Source organism: Armatimonadota bacterium, from assembly GCA_028871815.1.
Lineage (GTDB): Bacteria > Armatimonadota > Chthonomonadetes > Chthonomonadales > Chthonomonadaceae > REEB205.
The window spans coordinates 104,187-126,924 of the sequence record JAGWMJ010000010.1 but is presented as its reverse complement, the minus strand read 5'-3'; the positions used below and the strand labels follow the sequence as shown (position 1 = coordinate 126,924).

At 61.9% G+C, this 22,738-nt stretch carries 21 protein-coding genes; 13 read left to right on the top strand and 8 right to left on the bottom strand.

Annotated features, from left to right (window positions below):
* Positions 1 to 76 precede the first annotated feature (76 nt).
* Entirely contained in the window at positions 77 to 1,762 is a 1,686-nt protein-coding gene (locus KGJ62_12580) for a DUF885 family protein (GenBank protein MDE2127418.1), read from the bottom strand.
* A 218-nt stretch (positions 1,763 to 1,980) separates the two neighbouring features.
* Here KGJ62_12580 and KGJ62_12575 point away from each other — a divergent pair, with 218 nt between their 5' ends.
* Genes KGJ62_12575 through KGJ62_12550 form a run of 6 tightly spaced genes read left to right on the top strand, consistent with a single transcriptional unit; the run spans position 1,981 to position 6,636 of the window.
* A complete protein-coding gene (locus KGJ62_12575) occupies positions 1,981 to 2,814 on the top strand; it encodes a metal-dependent transcriptional regulator (protein MDE2127417.1) in 834 nt (277 codons plus the stop codon).
* Positions 2,807 to 3,202 (top strand): ferrous iron transport protein A, encoded by a 396-nt coding sequence (locus KGJ62_12570; protein ID MDE2127416.1) that lies wholly within the window; start codon positions 2,807 to 2,809, stop codon positions 3,200 to 3,202. Before KGJ62_12575 ends, KGJ62_12570 begins: the two co-directional genes overlap by 8 nt.
* Before the next feature lie 25 nt (positions 3,203 to 3,227).
* Positions 3,228 to 5,399 carry a ferrous iron transport protein B gene (gene feoB, locus KGJ62_12565; GenBank protein MDE2127415.1) on the top strand — a complete coding sequence of 724 codons (2,172 nt, stop codon included), beginning with the start codon at positions 3,228 to 3,230 and terminating at the stop codon, positions 5,397 to 5,399.
* An 8-nt stretch (positions 5,400 to 5,407) separates the two neighbouring features.
* Positions 5,408 to 5,599 (top strand): FeoB-associated Cys-rich membrane protein, encoded by a 192-nt coding sequence (locus KGJ62_12560; protein ID MDE2127414.1) that lies wholly within the window; start codon positions 5,408 to 5,410, stop codon positions 5,597 to 5,599.
* 45 nt (positions 5,600 to 5,644) lie between these two features.
* The gene (locus KGJ62_12555; GenBank protein MDE2127413.1) at positions 5,645 to 6,430 is read left to right on the top strand and encodes a TMEM165/GDT1 family protein; all 786 of its coding nucleotides are present in this window, start codon (positions 5,645 to 5,647) and stop codon (positions 6,428 to 6,430) included.
* Positions 6,427 to 6,636 carry a hypothetical protein gene (locus KGJ62_12550; protein ID MDE2127412.1) on the top strand — a complete coding sequence of 70 codons (210 nt, stop codon included), beginning with the start codon at positions 6,427 to 6,429 and terminating at the stop codon, positions 6,634 to 6,636. Before KGJ62_12555 ends, KGJ62_12550 begins: the two co-directional genes overlap by 4 nt.
* Before the next feature lie 7 nt (positions 6,637 to 6,643).
* Here the strand turns inward: KGJ62_12550 and acnA are convergent, their stop codons facing one another.
* Complete coding sequence (gene acnA, locus KGJ62_12545; protein ID MDE2127411.1) at positions 6,644 to 9,361, bottom strand: aconitate hydratase AcnA; 2,718 nt, start codon at positions 9,359 to 9,361, stop codon at positions 6,644 to 6,646.
* A gap of 114 nt (positions 9,362 to 9,475) precedes the next feature.
* Here acnA and KGJ62_12540 point away from each other — a divergent pair, with 114 nt between their 5' ends.
* Positions 9,476 to 10,390: a LysR family transcriptional regulator gene (locus KGJ62_12540; protein ID MDE2127410.1), complete on the top strand. Its 915-nt coding sequence runs from the start codon at positions 9,476 to 9,478 to the stop codon at positions 10,388 to 10,390.
* Positions 10,391 to 10,422: 32 nt separating this feature from the next.
* Here the strand turns inward: KGJ62_12540 and KGJ62_12535 are convergent, their stop codons facing one another.
* Both KGJ62_12535 and KGJ62_12530 read right to left on the bottom strand, forming a co-directional pair.
* Entirely contained in the window at positions 10,423 to 11,343 is a 921-nt protein-coding gene (locus KGJ62_12535) for a hypothetical protein (protein ID MDE2127409.1), read from the bottom strand.
* Between the two features lie 3 nt (positions 11,344 to 11,346).
* Positions 11,347 to 12,207, bottom strand: coding sequence for an amidohydrolase family protein (locus KGJ62_12530; protein ID MDE2127408.1), 861 nt, complete (start codon positions 12,205 to 12,207; stop codon positions 11,347 to 11,349).
* A gap of 193 nt (positions 12,208 to 12,400) precedes the next feature.
* Between KGJ62_12530 and KGJ62_12525 the strand changes: the two genes are divergently transcribed.
* The 3 genes from KGJ62_12525 to KGJ62_12515 all read left to right on the top strand — a co-directional run bounded on the left by KGJ62_12525 (position 12,401) and on the right by KGJ62_12515 (position 15,325).
* Positions 12,401 to 13,048, top strand: a complete 648-nt coding sequence (locus KGJ62_12525; protein ID MDE2127407.1) for a hypothetical protein — start codon at positions 12,401 to 12,403, stop codon at positions 13,046 to 13,048.
* A 169-nt stretch (positions 13,049 to 13,217) separates the two neighbouring features.
* Positions 13,218 to 14,411: an N-acetylglucosamine-6-phosphate deacetylase gene (gene nagA / locus KGJ62_12520; GenBank protein ID MDE2127406.1), complete on the top strand. Its 1,194-nt coding sequence runs from the start codon at positions 13,218 to 13,220 to the stop codon at positions 14,409 to 14,411.
* Positions 14,412 to 14,422: 11 nt separating this feature from the next.
* Entirely contained in the window at positions 14,423 to 15,325 is a 903-nt protein-coding gene (locus tag KGJ62_12515; GenBank protein ID MDE2127405.1) for a phytanoyl-CoA dioxygenase family protein, read from the top strand.
* Positions 15,326 to 15,347: 22 nt separating this feature from the next.
* Here KGJ62_12515 and KGJ62_12510 read toward each other — a convergent pair whose 3' ends face one another.
* On the bottom strand, positions 15,348 to 15,914 hold the full coding sequence (locus KGJ62_12510) for a hypothetical protein (GenBank protein MDE2127404.1): 567 nt from the start codon (positions 15,912 to 15,914) through the stop codon (positions 15,348 to 15,350).
* Positions 15,915 to 15,917: 3 nt separating this feature from the next.
* Positions 15,918 to 17,231, bottom strand: a complete 1,314-nt coding sequence (locus tag KGJ62_12505; protein ID MDE2127403.1) for a Gfo/Idh/MocA family oxidoreductase — start codon at positions 17,229 to 17,231, stop codon at positions 15,918 to 15,920.
* Positions 17,232 to 17,338: 107 nt separating this feature from the next.
* Between KGJ62_12505 and KGJ62_12500 the strand changes: the two genes are divergently transcribed.
* From KGJ62_12500 to KGJ62_12490, 3 genes are read left to right on the top strand one after another with little or no spacing between them, the layout of a single operon-like run.
* A complete protein-coding gene (locus KGJ62_12500) occupies positions 17,339 to 18,343 on the top strand; it encodes a hypothetical protein (protein ID MDE2127402.1) in 1,005 nt (334 codons plus the stop codon).
* A 44-nt stretch (positions 18,344 to 18,387) separates the two neighbouring features.
* The gene (locus tag KGJ62_12495; protein ID MDE2127401.1) at positions 18,388 to 19,305 is read left to right on the top strand and encodes a hypothetical protein; all 918 of its coding nucleotides are present in this window, start codon (positions 18,388 to 18,390) and stop codon (positions 19,303 to 19,305) included.
* The gene (locus tag KGJ62_12490; GenBank protein MDE2127400.1) at positions 19,302 to 20,666 is read left to right on the top strand and encodes a neutral/alkaline non-lysosomal ceramidase N-terminal domain-containing protein; all 1,365 of its coding nucleotides are present in this window, start codon (positions 19,302 to 19,304) and stop codon (positions 20,664 to 20,666) included. The genes KGJ62_12495 and KGJ62_12490 overlap by 4 nt, the downstream gene beginning before the upstream one ends.
* On the opposite strand, the gene KGJ62_12485 is transcribed toward KGJ62_12490, so the two are convergent.
* Together KGJ62_12485 and KGJ62_12480 are read right to left on the bottom strand one after the other, a co-directional pair.
* Entirely contained in the window at positions 20,572 to 21,372 is an 801-nt protein-coding gene (locus KGJ62_12485; GenBank protein MDE2127399.1) for an amidinotransferase, read from the bottom strand. The two genes, KGJ62_12490 and KGJ62_12485, sit on opposite strands and share 95 nt — an antisense overlap.
* 47 nt (positions 21,373 to 21,419) lie before the next feature.
* Positions 21,420 to 22,652, bottom strand: coding sequence for a TIGR00300 family protein (locus tag KGJ62_12480; protein MDE2127398.1), 1,233 nt, complete (start codon positions 22,650 to 22,652; stop codon positions 21,420 to 21,422).
* Positions 22,653 to 22,738 lie beyond the last annotated feature (86 nt).

Sequence of the window (22,738 nt, the reverse complement as noted above, 5' to 3'; positions counted from 1 at the left end):
GGTCGTCAACCAGCCGGGCTGCGCTGGGCCGGAGATCCCCCAGCTCCGTCAGTGTACCGCACCGTGGCGCACAGGGCTAATCGGGCAGAAACCTCCACTCGGCCGGGCCGGAAGTACCGAACGGCTCGCCGAGCATCAGCGCTCGCAAAGTAGCGATCGGCATGCAGTTCTCCTTCAGGAACGCGTCGTGAAACGCCAACGGCGTCATACCATGCTCTGCCGTCATTTCTCTGTACAGCGCATGCACCTGCAATCCGCCGATCAAATATGCACACTGGTACAGAATGTCGTACTCACCGCCGAAAGAGCGCCGCACTTCCGCCTCTGCATTGGCCCGCTCGTGACCAACTTCAGCCACCAGCATCTCCACACACTGCTCGGTGGAGAGTTCTCCCAGCTGAAAGCCGAGTGAGAAGGCAACACGAACGCACCGGTGAAGGCGCCAGAAGAGCATTCCGATCCGGTCCTCGGGAGACTGTGCGAACCCAAGCTCCCAGAGCAGCATCTCCCAGTGCATCGTCCAGCCTTCCGTCCAGAACGGGGTATGAAACAGGCGCCGCCAGGGATGAAAGCGCGACTCGTAATAGCTTTGCAGGTGATGACCTGGGATGAGTTCGTGTTGGACCGTAGCGCGTGCAAAGTGCCGGTTGTTGCCGCGGAGGCTCATCAGTTTGTTCTGGTGCTCCATCGATTTGGTCGGAAAAGATACCATGATTAGTGGTCCACCGAGGAAGAACGGACTCACGAGTTGAGCTTCGGCGGAGAGCATCTCCATCCGCCAGCCGGTCCTGGCCAAATGGGGAATGGTAACCAGGTTGCGCTCTTCGATAAAGCTCACGGCCTCGCGAGCAAGGTCACGCACGAGCGCCGGCTGCCCACCAGGCGCCGCGTGGCGCTCTTTCACTCGCTCCAGCGCTGCTCGCCAGTTATCCCCACAGCCCATTTCACGGGATGCGAGACGCAGCTCTTCAAGACACCAGGCTTTCTCGCGTTGTGCCGCAGCCTGCAGTTCTTCGGGCGAGTACGGTATCTGGTCCCGCTGGAGCGCGTCCACAATGGCTGCCACGCCTTCGGGCTCACCGGCGATCGCCTTGCGTCCCTGGGTCGTAAGCACCCGGTCGCGAAGGAGTGCGACGTAGGCGTCGAGGGCTGCGTCCAGCCGCCGGTAAGGCCGGTCCATCCACCAGTCAAAGGCAGGGTCGAAAGGCTCAAAGAACGAGCGCCAGTCGTCAAGCATGCCCTTCAGGGACTCGATCGCCGATACCAGGCTCGCTGCGAGGCTCACGGTGGGGATGTTGTCTGACTGACAGGTGTCGAGGCTCTGCGTTACGCGCTGTACGGTGGATTCGGCTATCTCGGCCGCTGAATCCAGCATCGCCGCGCTGGAGCGGGCATCTGCCACATACTCGCGGCACCTTAGCGACTCCAGCGCGAATAACTCGGCGGCAAATGGAAGCCAGTTTTCCAACTGCGCGAACCGCCTCACCTCGCGCTGAAGGTTGCTCGCATCACCAGCAATCCGCGTTTTCAGGAGCAGCAAGTCCGCCCGGTCTCCGTACTGAAGCTGCCGGGGATCCAGTGTTTCCAGTGCGCAGGTCCAGCGTGCTGTGTGGGCCTGGAATGCTTCCACGCGATCGTGAGCGAACGGGGTCGGATACTTGCGCGCCAGCGTTTGCGAGTCCTGCGCATAGCAGGTTACAACGTGCGCTAACCGCGACGGCGCCTGGTTTGGGTCAAACGGGAGTTCCGCTTCATCACTCATGAACAGGTACCTCTGTCAACGATGTATGTATTGCCACAAAACGCATTATAGCACCCGATCCCGGCTTCGACGCCCTGACCTCGATAACCGCCACGGCTGGAGCGCGTAGGGATTTAGGTGGCACGAAATTTCGCTTTAGGCGCCATTGACTTCTCTGCAGCCTCGCCGTATAATGTTGGTGGATGTTCGCTGCCGGAATACCGGTTCGTGGAGGGCGAATGACAGGTGGCTTGAATCGGGAACTGATGCTCCGGGTGCCTCCCTCGTGCCGGCCCAGGCATGGCGAAGCGGAGCGCCGCGAATTAAGCGAGGCCATTGAGGAGTACACCGAGGGCATCTACCGGCTGCAGGAAGAGCTTGCGGTAGTCTCCAATGGTGACGTTGCGCGCTACATGAATGTGGCGCCCGCATCGGTATCGCCGATGCTGAAAAAGCTGGCGGAACTGGGACTTGCCGAGCACACCCGCTATCACGGTGTGCGCCTGACCGCCCGTGGAGAGACGCTCTCGCTGCAACTCTTGCGCAAGCACCGCCTGCTGGAGTGTTTGCTCGTGGACTTTCTGGAGCTTCCGTGGGACGATGTACACGAATTGGCGTGCAAGCTGGAGCACTATATCAGTGAAGACGTCGCGGACCGCATTGCGCGCGCACTTCAGTATCCGGAAGCCTGCCCACATGGCAATCCTATTGACGCAACGGCTGTGGATGGCTCTAAGAGACTTGCGGATCTGCCCGAGCACGCTGCCTTCAGGGTGACAAAAGTTACCGACGAACGCCAGGAGTTCCTGGCTTACCTGATGGAGATCGGCCTTATCCCGGGCGCCACCGGCACAGTTAGCAGGCGGGCGCCGTTTGGCGATGTTATCACACTCCAATTGGATGCCGGGGGCGCCACAGCTGCTCTGGGTCGCGAGCTGGCGGCCAGCATCTGGGCTCTAGAAGGCTGCGAGCTTCCCCGCAGCCCGGGCGTTGACGAAACTTCCCTAGCCACCGCTCGTCAAACCTTCGAAAGTCGGCAGTCGATTGGCCGTGGGGCACACGTCATTGAATAGTGAATTCCACAGGCGACATCGGGCCGACCGTAACTCCCGCCGAAAGCGCTCGGGCGCGCGACCGGATTTCGCACAGGCTGCGCAAGAGGCGCTCGATCGCGCCACCAGACCGGTTGTCGATAATGGACGCTACCGCGCCGGCCTGTTTCTCTCAGATCTCGCGCCTGGGGATTGTGGCGATGTACGGGCGCTCGTTGGCTCACCGGTCAACAAACTGCGGCTCCTGGAGATGGGCCTCACCACGGGAACGCATGTAAAGGTGCTGCGAATTGCGGCCTTTGGTGGGCCACTGGACATCGTTCTGCGCGGCTACCAACTATCGCTCCGGCGTGAGGAGGCGGCTGCGGTCTGGATCGGCGACGAGGGTGACGCGGCGCCCGACTCTTGACGGATTTGATGTCTGCCCAGTTGAGATGACCACCACCGCGTCGGCTGACGCTTCCGCACAATCCGGCGCCGGCCGGCGCGGCCGCTCTTCGCGCACCCTTGCGCTTGCCCTAGTGGGTAACCCCAACTGCGGAAAGACCACGCTCTTCAATGCCCTTACCGGCATGCGCCAGAAGGTTGGCAACTATCCAGGCGTCACTGTGGAGAAGAAGGAAGGCCGTCTGCCCCTTCCTGGCGGCGGAGTCGCTGCGGTATTAGACCTGCCCGGCCTCTACTCGTTAACACCGCACTCTCCCGATGAGGTCATCGCAAGGGAAGTCCTGATGGGACTGCGTCCCGGTGCGCCGAAGCCCGATGTGATCATCAACGTGGTCGATGGGTCCAACCTCGAGCGGAACTTGTACCTCACCAGCCAGCTGTTGGATCTTGGCGTCCCGGTGGTGGTGGCGCTCACAATGGCCGATTGCGTTGAGAAGGAAGGCGTGGCGTTAAGCGCAGAGGTGCTGCAGGCGGCAATAGGCGTCCCCGTTTGCCGCGTGGTCGCCGGCCGTCGTGAAGGTCTGGACGACCTGATCGCCGCGGTAGAAGGCGCAGCCGGCTCTGAGGCAGTACCGTCGGTTTGGACGCCGCCGGAGGAGATCCGTCGCGACATCCAGGCGCTTCAGACCGCGCTGCAGAGCGCTAACGGCCTGGATGAGCGAGCCGCATTCGCCGAAGCGGTGTCACTGCTGATGGAGGAGACCACGGCGGCTGCGAGCAGACTGGACCTGCAGGTACGGGATGCGTTGCGCGCGGCCACCGAGCACCTGTCCGACGACGGCATTGATTTTGCAAGCTGTGCCATCGAGGCGCGATACGAGTGGATAGCCCGCGTTTGCACCGGCGCGCGGCGTCAGGCGCGCGAGTCACTGCGGGGACCCGTCAGCCCGAGCGATCGGCTTGACCGCCTCGTAATGCATCCGTTCTGGGGGTACGTCATCTTCCTGGTGGTGATGGCGGTGGTGTTCCAGTCGATTTTTTCGTGGGTGCAGGCGCCCATGAGCTGGCTGCAGACCGGAGTGGATCTGCTCGGACGTGCATTGACGCATAGTATGCCGTCGGGCAGCTTGCGCGATCTGCTCCGTGACGGCGTCCTCGGTGGGGTTGGAAACACCATCGTCTTTCTGCCGCAGATACTCCTGCTTTTCTTCTTTGTCAGCCTCCTGGAAGACACCGGCTACATGGCTCGGGCAGCGTTCCTGATGGATCGCCTGATGAGCAAGGTTGGCCTGCATGGTAAATCCTTTATCCCATTGCTGTCGTCGTTTGCTTGCGCCATTCCTGGAATCATGGCCACCCGGACGATTGGTGACCGCAAAGCGCGGCTGATCACCATACTGGTCGCGCCGCTGATGTCGTGTTCGGCTCGGCTGCCCGTGTATGCCCTGATGATCGGGGCATTCGTACCTGGGCGCCGCGTGCTGGGTATCGGCGGCATTACGCTGCTGACGCTGCCCGGCGTAACGCTGCTGGCTATGTACCTGCTCGGCATGGTGGCGGCATTCTGCGCGGCCTGGGTGTTTCACCGTACGCTGCTGCGCGGCGTTTCACCCACTTTTCTGATGGAACTGCCGCCGTATCGGGCGCCGAACATCCGTACGGTAGCGATGCATATGCTGGAACGCGCCGGCCTCTTCATGCGGAGGGCCGGGACCATCATTCTGGCCGTTTCGGTACTGCTCTGGTTTCTCTCGGCCTTCCCCCGCCACCACGGACTACCGCCGGCGCAGCAGGTGGAGATGTCGTACGTCGGCAGGCTGGGTCACGGCATCGAGCCGCTCATTCGGCCCCTCGGCTTTAACTGGAAGATGGGCATCGGTATCGTATCGTCGTTTGTCGCCCGAGAGGTGTTTGTCTCGGCAATGGGCACTGTGTATAACGTGGCGAATACCGAAGGAAGCGGCCAGGTGGATCTTAAGAAGCAGCTGCGCGCTGATCTGGATCCCAGAACCGGGCGTCCGACCTACACACCGCTGGTGGCCGTTTGCCTTATGATCTACTATGTGCTGGCGATGCAGTGCATCTCCACACTGGCGGTTGTGCGCCGCGAAACCAATTCGTGGAAGTGGCCGATCTTCCAGCTTGCCTACATGTCGGGCCTGGCCTGGATGGTAACCTTTATCGTGTATCAGGGCGGCAAAGCCCTGGGCTGGGGTTAACCACGCTAATGTGGCAAAACATCGTCACCGCATTGCTTGTAGCCGCCGCGGCGCTGTATGTCGCCCGCACTCTCTACCGGATGCTGCGCCCACTGCTTGACGGCAAGTCAAACGGTTGCGGCTGTGGTAGTTGTCAGTTAGCCCGCGCAGCAAAGGCGCCAAGGAGCCGCGGTGTACCCATCTCGTTTCGCAAACACTAGAGTCCCGGACGACGGCCTGTTGCCTTCCCGCGCGAGGATTTCAGTATGCATGGTTCGCTAACGCACGTCGGCGCGGCGGTTACAGCCTCATTTCTTGCCTCTACCGTAGAGTTTGTGGAAGCGCTGACCATTGTACTGGCGGTTGGAACCGTTCGTGGCTGGAAGCCGGCGCTGCTTGGTTCGTTCTTTGGCGTACTGTTCCTCACCGTGCTGGTGACACTGTTCGGTCCGGCGCTGGGCAGGTTTCCCCTCCCGAAGCTGCAACTCTGTATCGGTGTGCTGCTGCTGCTATTTGGTTTGAGGTGGCTTAGAAAAGCCGTACTGCGTGCGGCCGGCCTGGTCGGTCTCCACGATGAAGCTGCGATTTACGCAAAGCAGACGGCACGTTTGAGTGGCGAGAAAAGCCGGCTTCGCGACCGTGTAGATATGGTGGCCGTTGCCACAACATTCAAGGCAGTTACGCTGGAAGGGCTTGAAGTCGTGTTTATTGTTATAGCAACTGGAGCCGCAGCCGGGCTGTTAGTGCCGGCTGCCTGCGGCGCCGCGGCGGCCGGCGTGATGGTGATTGCCGCCGGGGTCGCCGTGCATAAGCCACTTTCGCGCGTGCCGGAGAACACGCTCAAGTTTGCCGTTGGTATTATCCTGTCGTCATTCGGCGTCTTCTGGATCGGTGAGGGCCGTGGCTTCCAGTGGCCCGGCGGCGATGCCTCGCTGTTCGCGTTGGCCGGCAGCCTCCTGTGCGCCTCATTCATCGGCATCTCGCTGGCCCGTCACGCGGCCGCAGACCGTAATTCTGCCTCGGCATCGGTCACGAACGAGGGCGGCCGGTGAACGCTTTGAAGACGGCCGTTCTGGAGTTGTATGGACTCTTCGTGGAAGATGGCTCCCTCGCGGTCGCGATACTGGTATGGGCGGCTGTCGCGGTCTTTGTGTTTCCCTGGGTTCATGCGCCCGGCTCGTGGGAGGCCGCCGTCTTCTTCGCCGGCATAATCGTACTGTTCCTGGAAAACATCTGGCGCAGCGCGCGCAAGCGTTAGCCTTCGATCACGACGGGTTTTGGGCCAGTTGCCGGAGCACGTACAGCAAGATGCCGCCATGCCTGTAGTAATCACGCTCGCGCGGAGTATCGATTCGCATCAGGGTCTCGAACCGTGCCGGCGCCCGACCATCCAGGGTCGCTTCCACCTGCACCGTCGGTGCGTTACCGGAAATGGCGCTGCCAATGCCCGTGATTGAAATCGTTTCGTGGCCCGTGAGCCCCAACGACAGAGCGGTTTGCCCATCTGTATACTGCAGCGGCAGAATGCCCATTCCGACGAGGTTCGACCTGTGGATTCGCTCGTAGCTCTCGGCGATAATGGCGCGAACTCCCTGTAGGTGTGGTCCCTTGGCCGCCCAGTCTCGGCTGGATCCACTCCCGTACTCAGCCCCGGCCAGAATAACCAGCGGCGTACCTTCGGCCCGGTACCGCTCGGAAGCATCGTAAATCGACATCATCTCGCCCGATGGCAGGTAGATCGTCACTCCACCCTCGGATCCCGGCGCCAACAGGTTCCTAAGCCGTACGTTGGCAAACGTACCGCGAACCATCACCTCGTGATTGCCTCGCCGTGAGCCGTACGAATTGAACATCTCGCGCGGGACTGCGTGCTCCAGCAGATACTGGCCGGCCGGACTGTCGGCCCGGATTGATCCTGCGGGCGAGATATGGTCAGTGGTGATGCTTGCGCCCAGCATTGCCAATACTCGCGCGTTGGCAATATCGGGAACCTCGGCAGGTGCTTCCGCCAGCATATCATCGAAGTAGGGGGCGCACTTGACGTAGGTGGACGCCTTATCCCAGGCGAACATGCTGCTCTTTGGCGCCACAATTGCGTTCCAGTGCTCGTCGCCACGGAACACTTCCGCGTAGTTCTGCACGAACATGTCGGATCTCAATGCCTCGTCCAGTACCTGGCGCACCTCATGCTGGCTGGGCCAGAGATCACGCAGATAGACGTTGGCGCCCGACCGATCCACGCCAATTGGGTCGACAACAAGGTCAATATCCATGCGCCCTGCCAGCGCATACGCAACCACGAGTGGTGGCGACATCAGGTAGTTGGCGCGTACCTCGCTCTGGATTCGTCCCTCGAAATTGCGGTTGCCGGAGAGCACGGAACAGGCTACCAGCCCATGTTCGGTCACGGCTCGAGAAACCTCGGGAAGCAGTGGGCCGCTGTTGCCGATGCATGTGGTGCAGCCGTAACCAACTGTATCAAAGCCGACTGCGTCGAGATGCTCGGTGAGCCCGGCCGCATCCAGGTAGCGTGTAACCACTCGGGAACCGGGCGCGAGCGACGTTTTTACCCATGGCCGTGCGGTCATGCCTCTCTGGTGTGCATTTCGCGCAACAAGGCCCGCCGCGATCATAACCGATGGGTTCGAAGTATTCGTGCAGCTGGTTATGGCGGCAATAGCGATAACACCGTCAGTGATCTCTGCGTTTTGGCCGTCGACAGATATCGTGGCTTTGGCGCATCCCTCGCTGGGAGGCCGCGATGTAGGCACCAGCGTGGGCAGCGCTTCGTTCCACGCGGTGTGAGCTGCCGCAAGAGCGATACGATCTTGCGGTCGCCGCGGTCCGGCGATGCTGGGTTCAATTTGCCCGAGGTCGAGGTTAACCACATCGGCATACTTCGCTTCCGGTGAATCGGATTCGTGAAAGAGGCCCTGCTCCTTCAGGAACGCCTCGCAAATCGCCACGTTCCGGCGATCGCGGCCAGTAAACCGCAGATACTCGAGCGTTACGCTGTCGGCTGGGAAGAAGCCGCAGGTAGCGCCGTACTCCGGCGCCATGTTGCCGATGGTGGCCCTGTCGGCCAGCGGCAGCGAGGCCAGCCCGGGACCGAAGAACTCAACGAACTTGCCGACCACGCCTTTGGATCGGAGAATCTGCGTCACCGTCAGAACCAGGTCGGTGGCCGTGCAGCCTTCCGCCAGTGCACTTGTCAGGCGCACGCCCACGACGTCGGGTATCAGCATCGACATCGGCTGCCCCAGCATTGCCGCTTCCGCTTCAATACCCCCCACGCCCCAGCCGAGCACGCCGAGACCGTTCACCATTGTTGTGTGGCTGTCGGTGCCGACCACCGTATCGGGGTACAGCAGCGTCTCGCCATCCTGGTCGCTTTGAAACACGAGTCGCGCCAGATACTCCAGGTTCACCTGATGCACGATCCCGGTGCTGGGCGGCACCACCCGGAAGTTGTGGAACGATTGCTGCGCCCATTTGAGGAACGCGTACCGCTCGCCGTTCCGTCGGAACTCCATCTCGACGTTTTTCGCCATCGCGTCACCGTCGCCAAATGCGTCCACCTGAACCGAGTGGTCGATAACCAGCTCCACGGGCTGCAGCGGGTTGATCCGTGCCGGGTCACCGCCCAGCCGACGGATTGCATCACGCATGGCTGCGAGATCGACAACGCAAGGCACACCGGTGAAGTCCTGAAGAAGCACCCGTGCCGGCGTAAACGCGATCTCGCGCTGCGTCCGATCCGTGGGTTCTCGCCGCGCCAGAGCCAAAACATCCTCAGCGGTAATCACCACGCCATCCTCGTTCCGGAGGAGGTTTTCCAGCAGGATGCGCTGAGAAAACGGCAAATCGCTCAGCCGGACGCCGTGCGCTGACAACGCGTGCAGATCAAAGTACTTGCAATGAATATCATCGACCCGGAGTTCCTTGAGTGCGTTGAAACTGTTCGGCATTGACGGCTCCCTCATCCTGAAAAGTAATCTTGCATCTATTCTACACCGTCATGTTGCATAATGAGAATGCATTATTATCATCAAATAGATACCAAAACAGTATTCATTTGTTGGCGTGGAGGAGATTGGATGGAGTTACGGCAGTTGGAGGCGTTTGCGGCGGTTGTGCATTCTGGCAGCTTCACGCAAGCCGGCGAGGAGCGCTTTCTGAGCCAGCCGGCCATAACGCGTCAGATTGCTGCCCTTGAGCGGGAGTTTCGGACGCAGCTCCTGAACCGGTCGGGCCGCGTCGCGACGTGCACGCCTGCCGGCGAGAAGCTCATCGAATTTGCCGTGCCGCTACTCAGGCTCGCGGCAGACGCCAAACGGGCGGTGGCCGATGTGAATCTCGGCGTCGCCGGGCGGCTCTCCGTGGGCGCCAGCGTCACGGCAGCTACCTACATTTTGCCGCCACTTATCCAGCGCTACCGCGAACGGTGGCCGGGAGTTGAGTTGAGCATCCATACCGGCGCCTCCGCCGCGGTCGCCGCCCAGGTGGTTGCCGGCACGGTCGATGTTGGCATCGTCACGGGTCTGCAATATGGTCGCGCCTTTAAGGTAACGCGGCTCGCGGTGTACCCAACGGTTGTGGTTCTCTATCCCGGCCACCGGCTTGCTGAGCAGGCGCCATCCGGCAATTGGGCGCTGCGTCTGCAAGACCTGGCTGGAGCGCCGCTGATACTGATGGAATCGGGCGCCAGCTTGCGAACCTTTGTCGACCGGCTTCTGTCGACCGCCGGCATCCAACAGCAAGTAACGCTGGAGCTTGATAACGTGGAAGCCATCAAACACATGATCGAGGCGCGCATGGGCATCTCGCTCCTGCCGCTGGTCACCGTTCACCGTGAGGTGCAAGACGGTCGACTTGTTGCAATGGCGTTGACCGATGCACCGGCCGCCGAGCGGGAACTCGTGGCGATCCAAATGCCGGGCCGCTACACGCCGCGTGCCGTTGAGGCGTTTCTTGGCGTCTTGCAGGATGGTCTTGCGCCTACCATCGACTAAGGGTGTCGCGTCAACAGGTAATCCAGAGGGAGTCAGGCTGCGTCGTACCTGCCAACCTGGTGCGGCGATGCACCGTGCACTGTGTCGTGCGGCGCGCCATAGCCGGTACCGCCGATCACCTCTCGTGAGTTCATGGTCATCATGCGGGTCACGTCGGCTTCTGGGATGCCACACTCCACGCACATCTGGCCAAGACACCGGAAACATTCGTGCGGCATTGGATTGTGCGGCTGACCTCCGTCACTGGTCAGTAAGCTGCGTTCCGCGCCAACCGCCTTGATGGCGGCAGCCGTCTCCTCCATCGTCGCATGTCTCCACATCGGAGAGACCGTGCAGTACGTGAATTCAAACCAGGTGTCTGGTCCGACCAACTCCACCAGTTCCGAGAGCCCGAGGCCCGGCACTCGGAACAGCGGGTGCGTCACTACCACCCTGGCGTGTATGTCACGGGCGGCTCGGGCAACCGCCCGAACTTCGTCCGCCGCGAGGTGCCCGGTTGCCAGTGGCACGGCGTGCTCGCGGCACAAGTCCAGCACCGCCATTGCTTTTGATGTCAGTCTGTCCCCGGCAAGTGCCGTTATCGCCTCAGCCGCTGCCGGTGGATAGTGTCCGCCGGCAGCGAAGGCTTGCCGATGCGCAGCGCTATCTACCGTCGGCATCCACACGATCCGAGCTCCCGACCGTAATGCCGATTCCACCACGATGGGCTCAACGCCACCTGCTGAGTGGTTGAGCGTGATCGATCCGAGAGCGAACTCCTTCGTGCCGATTCCCAGCGCTGCATTCACCAGCCCTGCGCGCTCCACCGTGCACACGTGATGGTTCTTCAGGCAGATGCCGCCCATTCCGACCTCATGCGCCGCGCGCGCCACCGTCAGGTCATCGGCGATGCGCGGGTAGCGATCCGGCGCAGAATGCACGTGGAGGTCGAGAGCCCCTTCCAGTGTGATCACGGCCTAAGCGGTTCCCACAAATCCGGCCTGACGAGCCATACTCACGGCCGGCGCGTTGGGCGGCGCTGAGGCAACGCGCCCCTTCAGCGCGAACACTTCTGCGGGAGTCGTGCAGAGCATCTGCTCCAACTCATTGTCGGTCGCCCCGAGCGCGGCGAATTTCGCTATCTCCGCGGCGATACTGCCGCTGTCTTCGGATGCCAACAGCAGCTTGTGCGGACCGCAATTCTCAAGCGCCAACCGTAAGTACGCAGGTATGGAAAGGCTGGAGCTGAGGTAGATGTTCGGCTGTCGCCGCGCGATACTCACCGCCTCCTCCGCCACCGGGTAGTCGAGATGCGCAAAGACCACCTTGAGGTCGGGAAACTCAAGCGCCATATCGGCATACAGCCCCGGATTTGTAAACGGCATGCCGTGTGCGCCAACGCATCCCATCAGCGGCACGCCGAGCCGGTCTGCGGTTTCAAAATAGACGCGACCGAGCGGGCTGTTCGGCGCGAAGCCGTGGCTGAATCCGTGGAGCTTGATACCGACGAAGCCAAGCTCCTTGACACAGTACTCCAGCTCACGGACGGTTTTATCTTCGCCATACTCCTTGATGTTAAGGCTGGCGATGCCAAAGATGTGACCGGGGTAGGCTGCCATGTTCTCCGCGATCTCCCGGTGAACCGCGATCGGGTCCTCCGCGCCGCCAAGCGGCTGCAGAATCGCCGCCACCACGTGCGCCGCGCTCATGGCTCCCACGATGTTCTCAATGTTGTTGCCCGACCAGCCGAAGGTGCGATCGCCTTTGCCGCGCTCGCTGATGTGCTGATGCGTTTCGATGATCGGAAGATCGGTGGAGATCTGTACTTCCAGGCTCATGGTGCTCCTTCTTGCCTGCCTGATGCCAGGCCGGCTTGATTTCGCCGGCCTGGCGCGGAAATCATGCCGCATGCAGCCAACTTCGGTGTTGGCAATCAGTCGGTGGGTTGTGTCTTATGACCGCTTCCGGTTTTTGAGACACGCGGCTAGTAGGCAGACAAGAGGGCGACAACAACCGGCTCGGAGGTGACCGATGAACAGAGAGATGATTATTGAGCGGCAGGGCAAGGCCTACGTACTCTATGGCGGCCTTCTCGATCTGGCTCACGCAGCTGGACTTACATCCATTCGGACGGAGTTGATACAGACACCATGTGAGGGCAACCAGAACGTGGCGATCTGTGCGGCTACGGTAGTGCTGACGGCAGACGGCGCTGAGCGAATCTACACCGGCCTGGGGGACGCTGCACCCGGCAATGTGGCAGCGGCCATGAAGACGTGCCTGATCCGGATGGCCGAGACGCGAGCGAAGGCCCGCGCACTGCGTGATGCCGTGAACATCGGCGTGGCCGTCTTTGAGGAGTTTGGCGAGCTCGAGCTCGAGCAGTCGCAGCCGGTGGCGACGCCGGCCCGCGGCACGCGGCGCGGCAGCCTCACGTTGGAAACCAGCGGCGTCGCACCTCGCCGCCAGCGCGCGGTTATCGATCCGGATGCCGCCGCCACACCGGCGCAATGCAACGCCATCTCGAGTCTATCTGCGAAGCAGGGCCTCGATGCCACGGCCAAAGCAAAGGAGTTGTTCGGTAAGCCGGCAATCACGGAGCTGACGCAGCGCGAGGCCGGCGCCCTGATAGGGTCACTGAATGAGCGACCGCCGCTCAAGCTGCGAAAGGCGGCGTAATCGGCTGGCCTGACGCGGGCTGGCCGGGCGCAGCCGCGGTGGCGCCGGTCTGAAGGAGAACGGCTCACTCAGCGCGAAAGCAGAAGAGTCCAGCCGCCGGACGCCCGCTCGAGATTGCAAGGCTGTTCGCGACGCCGGCTGCAGCGCACAATGAACCGGTGAGGCGCCGATGCAGTCCGACTTCTCCATACGTGCCGGAATGGTGTTGGAGCCGGACGGCCCTCCGTTGCACGATGCGGTGATCCGGGTGAGCCACGGCCGCATTACGGAAATCGTTTCTGCCGCCGGTGCGGGCCGCGCACAAATCGATGCTCCGGAGTGCCTTGCAGCGCCGGGTTTCATCGACATCCACGTTCATGGCGGCGGCGGCGCGTGGTTAATGGACGGCGCCGTGCGGTCGCTCGAGGTCGTCTCCCGACATCTGGCGCAGCACGGTGTCACGGCCTATCTGGTTACTACCGTGACCTCGCCGTGGGATCAGCATGCGAATGCAGTGGCGGCGGCCCGCCGATACGCTCTCTCACATCAGAACGGTCGCGATGGCGCAGCGGTGCTCGGCTGTCACCTCGAGGGACCGTTTATCAATCCGCTCCGGAAAGGCGCGCAGCCCGAGGCGTTTATTCGTCCCCCATCCATTGCTGAGCTGGAGTCGGCCTTAGGCAGCGATATCGAGTTTGTTCGTATTGTTACGCTCGCTCCAGAAATGGTGGGAGCGGGTGATCTCATCGCCTATCTGGGAGCGAGAGGCATCGTCAGCTCGATCGGGCATACCGATGCGACGGCTGAGCAGGTGTTCGCTGCCGTGGAGCTTGGAGCGCGGCATGTTACGCATTGCTACAACGCAATGCGCGGCTTGAGCAGCCGCGATCCGGGTGTGGTTGGAGCGGCGATGGCGCATCCGGCATTATCGGCGGAGTTGATCTGGGATAACATTCACGTTCATCCAACCGCTTGTATGGCGCTGGTGCGCGCGAAGGGCTCCTCGGGCATCATGCTGATCTCCGATGGCATACCGGGATCCGGCATGGCGGACGGCTATCGCTTTTCGTTGGGCGGGCTCAAAGCCGAGGTACGTGAAGGGGCCGCCCGGCTTCCGGACGGCACTCTCGCCGGCAGCCTGCTCACGCTGGACGTGGCGTGGCGGAACGCCGGCATTCTTGACCTACAGGCGCGAACCGCCATGACGAGCGCCAACGCGGCTCGCGCCATCGGCATGGCCGAGCGTAAAGGAGCTTTGGCGCCCGGCAGGGATGCGGATATCGTGCTGCTGAATCAGGATGGCAATGTGGAGGTCACAATTGTGGCTGGCCGTGTCGTGTATGCCGCGCCAGGCTTCGCCGCCACAATGCTTGACGACACTTAGAGGAGGGGTGGATGCGCCAGGAGAGTATTTCGCAGGAACAAGCAGAGTTCTTTAACCAGAACGGATACCTCATCGTCCGTCAAGCGCTGGATCGGGCGGAGCTGGAGGCGATGCAAGCAGCGATGGAGCGGCTGGTAGCGTTCGCAGACAAAACGCGGCCCAACGATCCGGACTACATGTTCCGAGCCGGCCATCGAACCGGTGCGAGCGTCTTGCAGCGCATTGAATACGTGATCGACAAAGATGACACTGCTAAAGCGCTTCTGGCGAATCCGTTTATTCTGCGGTCGGTGGAGACTCTACAGGGGCCGGACTTGATACCGACCTGGGACTCGATGGTGCTGAAGGCGCCCGGCGAAGGCATTATCGTTCCGTGGCACCGTGACGCAGGTACCGGCGGCGTGGGGGATCGGCCGATCTTCAACGTGGATTTCTATCTCGACCGCGCTGACGAAGAGAACTGCGTGTGGGTGATTCCTGGCAGTCAAGCCTGGCCCACGCCGGAAGTGGAAGCATGGTTGGGTGAGCACCGTGACCGCGAGCAGTCCGTCGAGGAGTTCAAATCAAGCCGGGCCGTACCAGCCGTGATGGAGCCGGGAGATGTGCTGTTCCACAACATCCTCGTGCTCCACGGCTCTCCCGCTACAACGGTGAATCGCTGGCGCCGCGTGGTCTACTACGAGTTTCGTCCGGCACACGTGGAGCTGGAGCGCGGGCCGCACGTGCCGGAATACATCCCCCTGAAGCAGAAACTGCTGCTGGCTTGCATGCGGCTGAGGTGCGACGCGGCATGGTTACCGAAGGACGAGCGAGCGTTTCAGTATTTGCCACCAGCGCCGTTCAACACCACGGAACTGGCGCCGAATGAAACACTGGACACCTACCGGTACGCACACGGTGACTACTGGCGTTAGCTTGCCGGCGTGCGGAACGGGTTCAGCTGCCGGGAGCAGCTGGAGGCGGCCAAACAGGGTCGCGGCCGGCGGCCGTTCCGGAAAGGCGGCGAGCACGCAGTGACTGCTCCAGAGCGAATCGCCACGCTCCGTCCCGCGAATCCTCCGCCGCTCGCTGCAGCGCACGCTCTGCGGCGGAGCCGGGTACGCGCTCCAGCGCCATCCTTGCATCATCACGTACTGCAGCATCATTCAGCAGCGCCTCAAGCCGCCGAACGTTCCGGCCATCCGCGGTGTGCCCCACCAGGAAAAGCGCACGAGACCTCACGGTAACCAGCGTGGCCGATTCCGCCAGATCCAGCAGGGAACTGGATGTCACGGCCGCCACGTCGTGATTACCCGGCACGGCCGCCGCATGCGTGACCCTTCCCAGCGCCTGGAGAGCCGCCTTCGCGATCGCTCTGTCGTCCGACGCCGCCAGCCTGCCCAATCCGGGTATCGCGTCGGGCCCAGCGTCACCTGCTCTCATCCAGGCGGCCACACGTGTTTGGCCATCGCCGGATTGAATCGCTTTAAGCAGGTCAGCCACGGTCATCGTACTTAGCGGCACGGTTTAAATCCTCCAGGGCGCACGGTAGGGCATTGAAAGAAGCCGATTGGCCTCTCCATCTCCGATGAAGTGCTCGTGCGCCGGGTCCCATCGAAGCGGACGGCCCAACCGGTAGGATATGTTCGCAATAATGGGCATCGTCACCACGCGGTGGCCGATTGCAACGTCCATGATGGGCAGTTTCCGCGTTTTGATGCTATCCAGCCAGTTCTGCCGGTGATCCAGGCTTTCGGGAATGTGGATTCCGTCCGGCGGCGGCGCATAGTCAAACGCCTTCTGCTCTGTGGTGCCGCTGCTGTCTCCGCCGGAGACGGTGAGTTCGCCCTTGTCACCGTAATAGCGCGCGCCCCATTCGATCTTGTCGGTGCTGCCGGGAAACGACTTGGGATCGCCCGGCTGCCCCCACGTAAGGGTCCAGGCAGGATTCTCAAACTTCCACGTTACATTCATCGTCACCGGCACGTCCCACACGCCATCCGGCGACGGCATACCGGTCGCCTCCACGCTGACCGGCCCGGTCCGGTCGACGTTCATAAGCCAGCTGACGATGCTCAAAACGTGGTTACCACGATCACGGATGAATCCGGCCCCAAACTCCATCATCCACCGGAAGTTGAAGAAGCAGTAGGCGGCATTGTACGGCAGTGAACGGGCGGGTCCCAGCCACATCTCCCAATCCAGGCTGGACGGCGCAGGCTCCTCCTTGCCCCAGCCGTCGGTCCAGTTGGTCGGGTGCCAAACCTCCACCCGCGAAACCTGGCCAATCTGGCCATTCCGGACGTATTCGCATGCCGCGTGGGAGTATCGCTGTGACCGGCCCTGCGCTCCGATCTGCACAATTCGGCCATATTTGCGTGCCGCCGCGATCATCGCCTGGCCTTCCTCGATGGTCTTGGCGGTCGGTTTCTCGCAGTAGACGTCTTTGCCGGCCTGACAGGCCATTACCGTCATAACGGCATGCCAGTGGTCTGGTGTGGCGATCATCACGGCGTCTACGTCGGACCGATCGAGAATCCGGCGGAAATCCTTCGTAACAAATGGATTGCCACCGGTCTTCTTCAGCGCGTCTGCGATATGGCCGTCGTCAACGTCACAAACAGCCGCTGCGCCCGGCTCCACATGGTCCATTCCGCGGCCGCCGGTACCGATGTAGGCGAGGCGGATCGTGTCATTGGCGCCCGGTTTCCCATGGCGACCGATCACGCCTTCCTTCACCAGCAATGGTCCAGCAACCGCTCCAGCCGAACTCTGGAGCAGGCGGCGCCGCGTTAGCGCCCTCTCGGGGCGGATCGGTCTATTAGCTCGCTCGTTTGGCACTGGCTGCCTCCTCCGCGAATCTGCCTCTCTGTTCGACGCGCTTCGGCGAACTCCTGCGCAGGATTTGCACGGAGCATGGGCAAACATGCGTTGCGGAAGGAGCCAGCTTGAAAACCATCACCGCCAGCGCACCGGGTCGCTGTGGCATCGTCGGCAATCCATCAGATATGTACGGCGGAGCCGTCGTCTCCTGCACGGTCCGGGAGCGCGCAACATGCCGCCTGGAGATTCGCGAAGGACCAATTACGGTGGTAAATGCCGACGAAACCGGCGTATGGCGCGATGAGGCGTCGCTGGAACTGCGCGGTGATAAGCTGGATGTGGCGCGCGCTGCCATCCGCTGGTTTGAACTTCCCGTGATGGATGGGGGATTCCAGCTCAACATCGATACCGAAATTCCGATGCAAGCCGGTATGGCTGGGTCCACCGCGATCCTCACGGCGCTGGTCGGCTCGCTTGCCGCTTATCGCGGTGTCAACCTCTCTCCATGGCACATCGCCGAAACGACGCGAAAGGTGGAATCCGGCATCCTGCGCATCCTGTGTGGCTTGCAGGATCAGCATATGGCCGCATTTGGTGGCCTCAATCTGATGGATTGCACCGGCAAGGCGATGCTGGAGCAGCGAAGTGACGAACCACTTGTGACTGTAGAGCCGCTGGCGCCATGGGCGCCACAACTTCCTATCCTGCTGGCCCATACCGGTGTACCGCACGACTCGGGCAAGGTCCATACGCCGCCAAGGGAGCGGTGGTTGGCCGGAGATCCCGAGGTACGCCAGGTCTACCACGATCTCGGCGAGTTGGCGCGTCGCGCAAAACGGGCCATAATCGAAGCGGATTGGCCGCTGCTTGGCGATCTGATGAACCGCAATCACGAGCTGGCTACACGCGTCTCCGGCAAGCATGACGCTGTCGAGAACTTGATCGGAGCCGCCCGCGACGCTGGGGCGATTGGCGCCAAGCTGGCCGGCGCAGGAGGCGGCGGCACCATCATCGCGCTCTCGTCCCGCCTGCCCGAGCTTGCTGATGCGCTGCTTGAAGGTGGTGCGGAGCGGATTCTCTATCCGTCGCCACAGCCTGGCCTTGCGGTTACGGTTTCCGGTGACGCTTAGCGCGCGTCACTTTAACCGCGCGATACCCTTACAGGATTGATGCCATGCGTATAACCAGTCGGGCGCCGGTTCGAATTGATTTCGCTGGCGGGTGGACCGATGTCGGCATCTTCGCGCACGGAGCCGGTGGCGCCGTGCTGAACGCTGCGATCAACCACTACGTGCGCGGAACGCTTGAAACGGTAGACACGGATGTAGACGACGGAATGCAGCCGAGCGCCTCACAGCACGATCTTTCGGTGGATTACCATTGCGACCTGCCGTCGGGGTCCGGTCTTGGAACATCCTCGGCGCTCAATGTCGTCTGGCTGAGCCTGGTCAAATCGAACATCGTGACGGATGCAGATCGCGCACAGATCGCGGAACTGGCCTACCAGCTTGAAGAGATGCTCGGCATCCTTGGCGGCAAACAGGACCAATATGCAAGCGCATACGGCGGTTTCAACTTCATGACCTTTACCGATACCGTGGAGGTGGAAAGGCTGACGCTGCCGCCGGCGGTGGTCGAGGCGCTGGAGGATCGGCTGGTGCTCTGTTACACGGGCAAACCGCGCCTATCCGGAAACATCCATGAGCACGTTTGGGGAGCGTTCCGTCGTGGCGCCGCTGAAACCGTAAGCGCCCTGTATACGCTGCGAGCCTGCGCGAACGAGATGCGACAGGCGCTGCCAGCAGGCGACATCGAAGAGTTCGGACGGTTACTCAATCGAAACTGGGCGGCGCAAAAGCAACTTGACTCCAGCGTGACAAACCAGCAGATGGAGGAACTGTTCGGCCTGGCCCACGTCTCCGGCGCTGCGGCCGGCAAGGCTTGCGGCGCCGGCGGTGGGGGCTGTCTCCTGTTTTTGTCCGAGCCCGGTCGGCGCGCCACGCTTGCGGAGGTACTGCACAACCGCGGTGCTCGCATCATTCCGTTTCGCTTCGAGCTGGAAGGTTTGACGATTCAGCGAGAGCCGGGATGATTCCGCTGTTCGCGCTTCTCGCGGCGCCGTTGATGCGACCCGCCCGGCCGATTCGACCACCGAAACCGCTACTTGCCGGAGTGGCTTCCGTCTCAATCACGCCACCGCTTGCAAAAATGATGGTTCCATTAGGTGGATATGCGGCCCGCCGTGGCGCGGCCGCCACCGGGGTTCACGATCCCATCTTCGCTCGTGCGCTTGTGTTAGCGCAGGGCGGGCGAAGGGTTGCTGTGGTCTCCGTCGATCTCTGCTTTCTACCAGCGGGCATCACGCAGGCCGTCAGGCATGACCTGGTACTTCGGCGCCATCCGCTCCTGGCCGGGGCGCTGTTCCTGAGCGCTACGCACACACACTCGGCGCCCGATCCGCTCGCGATGGATGCTGCGAACACGTTCCACTTTCAGGGTTGGTCGTCATTCGACGGCCCACTGTTGCGGTTTACCGCCTCCAGAATAGCCCTGACAATCGCGGAAGCCGCCGACAGGCTCGTGCCGGTACGCATGGCTGCAGCACAAGCAAGCGTTAAGGGCCTCAATCGCAACCGACGTGGTGGCCCATCCATCGACCGCATGATGACGGTGCTCACGTTCCAGCCCGTCAAGGCGGGTCGGAGTGCATGCGTGGTGGTGTTCGCGGCTCATCCCACGCTATTCAGCAGCTCCATGATGGAGATCAGCGCCGACTGGCCGGGAGTGATGGAAGCCGCCGTCGAACAGAAACTGGGACAGGGTAGTTGCTGCCTGTTCCTGAATGGGGCCGAGGGTGACGCGGCGCCGGCTGGTGAAACGGGATCCACCGAATCAGAACGGGTTACCAGCTACGGCCGCGCTGTGGCCACTCAGGCGCTGCGGCTGGCATATCGTAACGACTTCGTTCCGGCGCCGCGGCTCGCGCTCCAGCCCGTGCGCGTGTCGCTGCCGGAGCCCAGACCCAACGGCCTCTACCTGCTCTCGGCCTCCGGCCTCGGAATTACCTTCGAAAAGGCCGGTGAGCTGGTACGCCAACTCATGCCTCGCGCAACTACCATCAGTCTGATTCGCCTGGGACCCATCGTTCTTGCAGGCCTGCCTTGCGAACCGACTGGCGCGCTCGGACTAAGCATCGAGCACGATGCCAGGCTGGAAGGAGTGCGGTATCCGGCCGTGGTCGCTCTGACGAATGACTGGCTGGCATACGCCTTGGAAGCGTCGGAATACCGCCTGGGCAACTACGAAGCGGGAATGTCGTTTTACGGAAGCGGGCTGGGTTCTCTGCTGGCTGCGAGCGTCAAGGCTGCACTGCCGCAACTGGTTCGGGAGCGTAAAGCGCGAGGCACTTCGCTGCGCCGCCCGCCTTCAGGAACTCAGACAAATCTACGCTGAAGACGGTGCGGCCTAGTTGTTCAAGCCGCCCTGCCAGCTCAGGGCAGCCAGCGGGCAGCACGACGCTGTTCCCAACAGAAACTGCATTACATGCAAATCGAGCTGCCTCTTCAGCATTGACTTCGATCGTCTGGAAGTTGCTGCGAATAACTTCCCGCGCGTATCGGTCGAAGGCCTCCGGATGGTAGGCGACGGTAGCGCCATCCAGTGGGAAGAAGCAGGTGTCCAGATGGTACCAACGGTCGTCGGTCAACTCCAGAGAGAGAACCTCAATGTGAAGCCAGTCTGCAATCCGCATATGGGATGCGATGTCACTGCGCTTCAGGTAGCCGGCTACCAGCCTGTCGCCGGCCATCAGCGCGTCGCCTTCGCCCTCGAAATAGCAATCGTCCGGCAGCGTGAGCACGTTGTAACCGGCCGCCTCAAACCACGCTCGAAACCAACGTTCCTCTCCCTGGCGCTCGGCATGGCGGAAGCGTGAAACGACCGCCATATTGCCGACCACCAGGCCGGCATTCGCGGTAAACACCATGTCGGGCGTCTCCAGCGCCTGTTCAATCAGCTCCACCGTTGCGCCGGCATTCTCCGTCAATGTCTGGTACAGTTTGCGCCATTGGCTTGCTGCCAGGTCCAGGTCCGGTTGGCGGGCGATGTGCATCCAGGGGTTTATTTCATACTTGACGCCGTACGCGGTTGGCGGGCACATCAACAGCCTGCAGCCGGCCGTGGGCCGCACTGCCAACGGTCGCGCGTTCAAAGCGCTGTTTCCACGCCCGGCAGATTTGCGGCAAGTTCCTTCAAAAAGAACTCGCAGTCCGTCACCAGTCCGAATGCTTGATGTGTACCACGGTCCATCAACTTGATGACCGTGTCGGCATCGGAATCCACGCATACCGTTCGCACGGAAGCGGGCAGCAGGTTGCCGGTGGCTACCGAGTGAAGCGTAGTGGCCACCATCAGCGCCACACCAACTCCAGGCACCAATTCGCGCATGGCATCCTGTGCCTTCACCGAGTCAGTGATCACATCGGGCAGCGGTCCGTCATCACGAATGCTGCCGGCAAGAACCACGTCGATGCCGCACGTGAAGCACGCGTGCATCACGCCGGATTTCAGGATCCCGCGATCCACGGCTCTCCGGATGCTGCCGGCGCGACGTATCGTGTTGATCGCCCGCAGGTGGTGTTCGTGCCCGTGAGCCGAGCCCAGGCCCGTCGCCGTGTCGACTCCAAGCGAGGTGCCGAAGAGGCTGTGTTCGATATCGTGGGTTGCCAGGGCGTTACCGGCAAATAGCACATCGATGTGCCCGGCGCGGATTATGGCTTCCAGATAGTGTCCGGCGCCGGTGTGCAGAACGGCCGGCCCGCCAACGAACAGTACACGCATTCGCTCGGCATGAGCCTCAAGCATCGCCTGGGCGATCGCCCGGACGACCAGCTCCTTCGGGCGCTCTGTGGAGACATCGCTTCCCATGAAGGCAAAGGCGTCACCGGCCTCACGGCGCGCCATCGGCGTTACGCGTACGCCGGCATCGCCCACCAGCACGGCTTCGCCACGTTTGACCCGATGCATCGGCACGCAGCGGACGGTTACAGGGCTCGCTTTCGTGTCCAGAACAAGTCCGCAATCCATTTCGATATTAGGAACCGGAATCCACGCTCGTTTTACGTGTACGGCGGTCTCGAGATTGGTGGTGGCATAAAAGCCGTCGGGAAACACCCCATCTGCCGGTGATGGAGCGATTATGGCCTCACCGCTCGCGCGGACGGCGCCATGCTGGCCGATCCGGTGGAGCACATGCTCCAGTTTGGCGGGATCGTCGGCGATCACGAGGATTTCTGCGTGGCTCGTGTCAAACCGTGTCGCACCGATCCGGAAGTGCTCGATCTCGTACCGTGCATCCTCAAGCAGGATGATGTCGAGGACCTTTGAGAGTGTGAGCGAATCTACGATATGACCATCCAGGTGGACCAGCTCTGCGGCCATTGCCTTCACCCTCTTCCCTTTATCACCGATAGGCGCAAATATGGCGCGCTTCGCCTTCGCGAAATGCGCGCCATGGTGTAATCACA

Excerpts from the sequence above, each read along its gene's own strand:
- KGJ62_12580 (MDE2127418.1), bottom strand. The coding sequence starts at position 1,762 with ATGAGTGATGAAGCGGAACTCCCGTTTGACCCAAACCAGGCGCCGTCG.
- KGJ62_12575 (MDE2127417.1), top strand. The coding sequence starts at position 1,981 with ATGACAGGTGGCTTGAATCGGGAACTGATGCTCCGGGTGCCTCCCTCG.
- feoB (MDE2127415.1), top strand. The coding sequence starts at position 3,228 with ATGACCACCACCGCGTCGGCTGACGCTTCCGCACAATCCGGCGCCGGC.
- KGJ62_12560 (MDE2127414.1), top strand. The coding sequence starts at position 5,408 with ATGTGGCAAAACATCGTCACCGCATTGCTTGTAGCCGCCGCGGCGCTG.
- KGJ62_12555 (MDE2127413.1), top strand. The coding sequence starts at position 5,645 with ATGCATGGTTCGCTAACGCACGTCGGCGCGGCGGTTACAGCCTCATTT.
- acnA (MDE2127411.1), bottom strand. The coding sequence starts at position 9,361 with ATGAGGGAGCCGTCAATGCCGAACAGTTTCAACGCACTCAAGGAACTC.
- KGJ62_12540 (MDE2127410.1), top strand. The coding sequence starts at position 9,476 with ATGGAGTTACGGCAGTTGGAGGCGTTTGCGGCGGTTGTGCATTCTGGC.
- KGJ62_12530 (MDE2127408.1), bottom strand. The coding sequence starts at position 12,207 with ATGAGCCTGGAAGTACAGATCTCCACCGATCTTCCGATCATCGAAACG.
- KGJ62_12525 (MDE2127407.1), top strand. The coding sequence starts at position 12,401 with ATGAACAGAGAGATGATTATTGAGCGGCAGGGCAAGGCCTACGTACTC.
- nagA (MDE2127406.1), top strand. The coding sequence starts at position 13,218 with ATGCAGTCCGACTTCTCCATACGTGCCGGAATGGTGTTGGAGCCGGAC.
- KGJ62_12515 (MDE2127405.1), top strand. The coding sequence starts at position 14,423 with ATGCGCCAGGAGAGTATTTCGCAGGAACAAGCAGAGTTCTTTAACCAG.
- KGJ62_12495 (MDE2127401.1), top strand. The coding sequence starts at position 18,388 with ATGCGTATAACCAGTCGGGCGCCGGTTCGAATTGATTTCGCTGGCGGG.
- KGJ62_12490 (MDE2127400.1), top strand. The coding sequence starts at position 19,302 with ATGATTCCGCTGTTCGCGCTTCTCGCGGCGCCGTTGATGCGACCCGCC.
- KGJ62_12485 (MDE2127399.1), bottom strand. The coding sequence starts at position 21,372 with ATGTGCCCGCCAACCGCGTACGGCGTCAAGTATGAAATAAACCCCTGG.
- KGJ62_12480 (MDE2127398.1), bottom strand. The coding sequence starts at position 22,652 with ATGGCCGCAGAGCTGGTCCACCTGGATGGTCATATCGTAGATTCGCTC.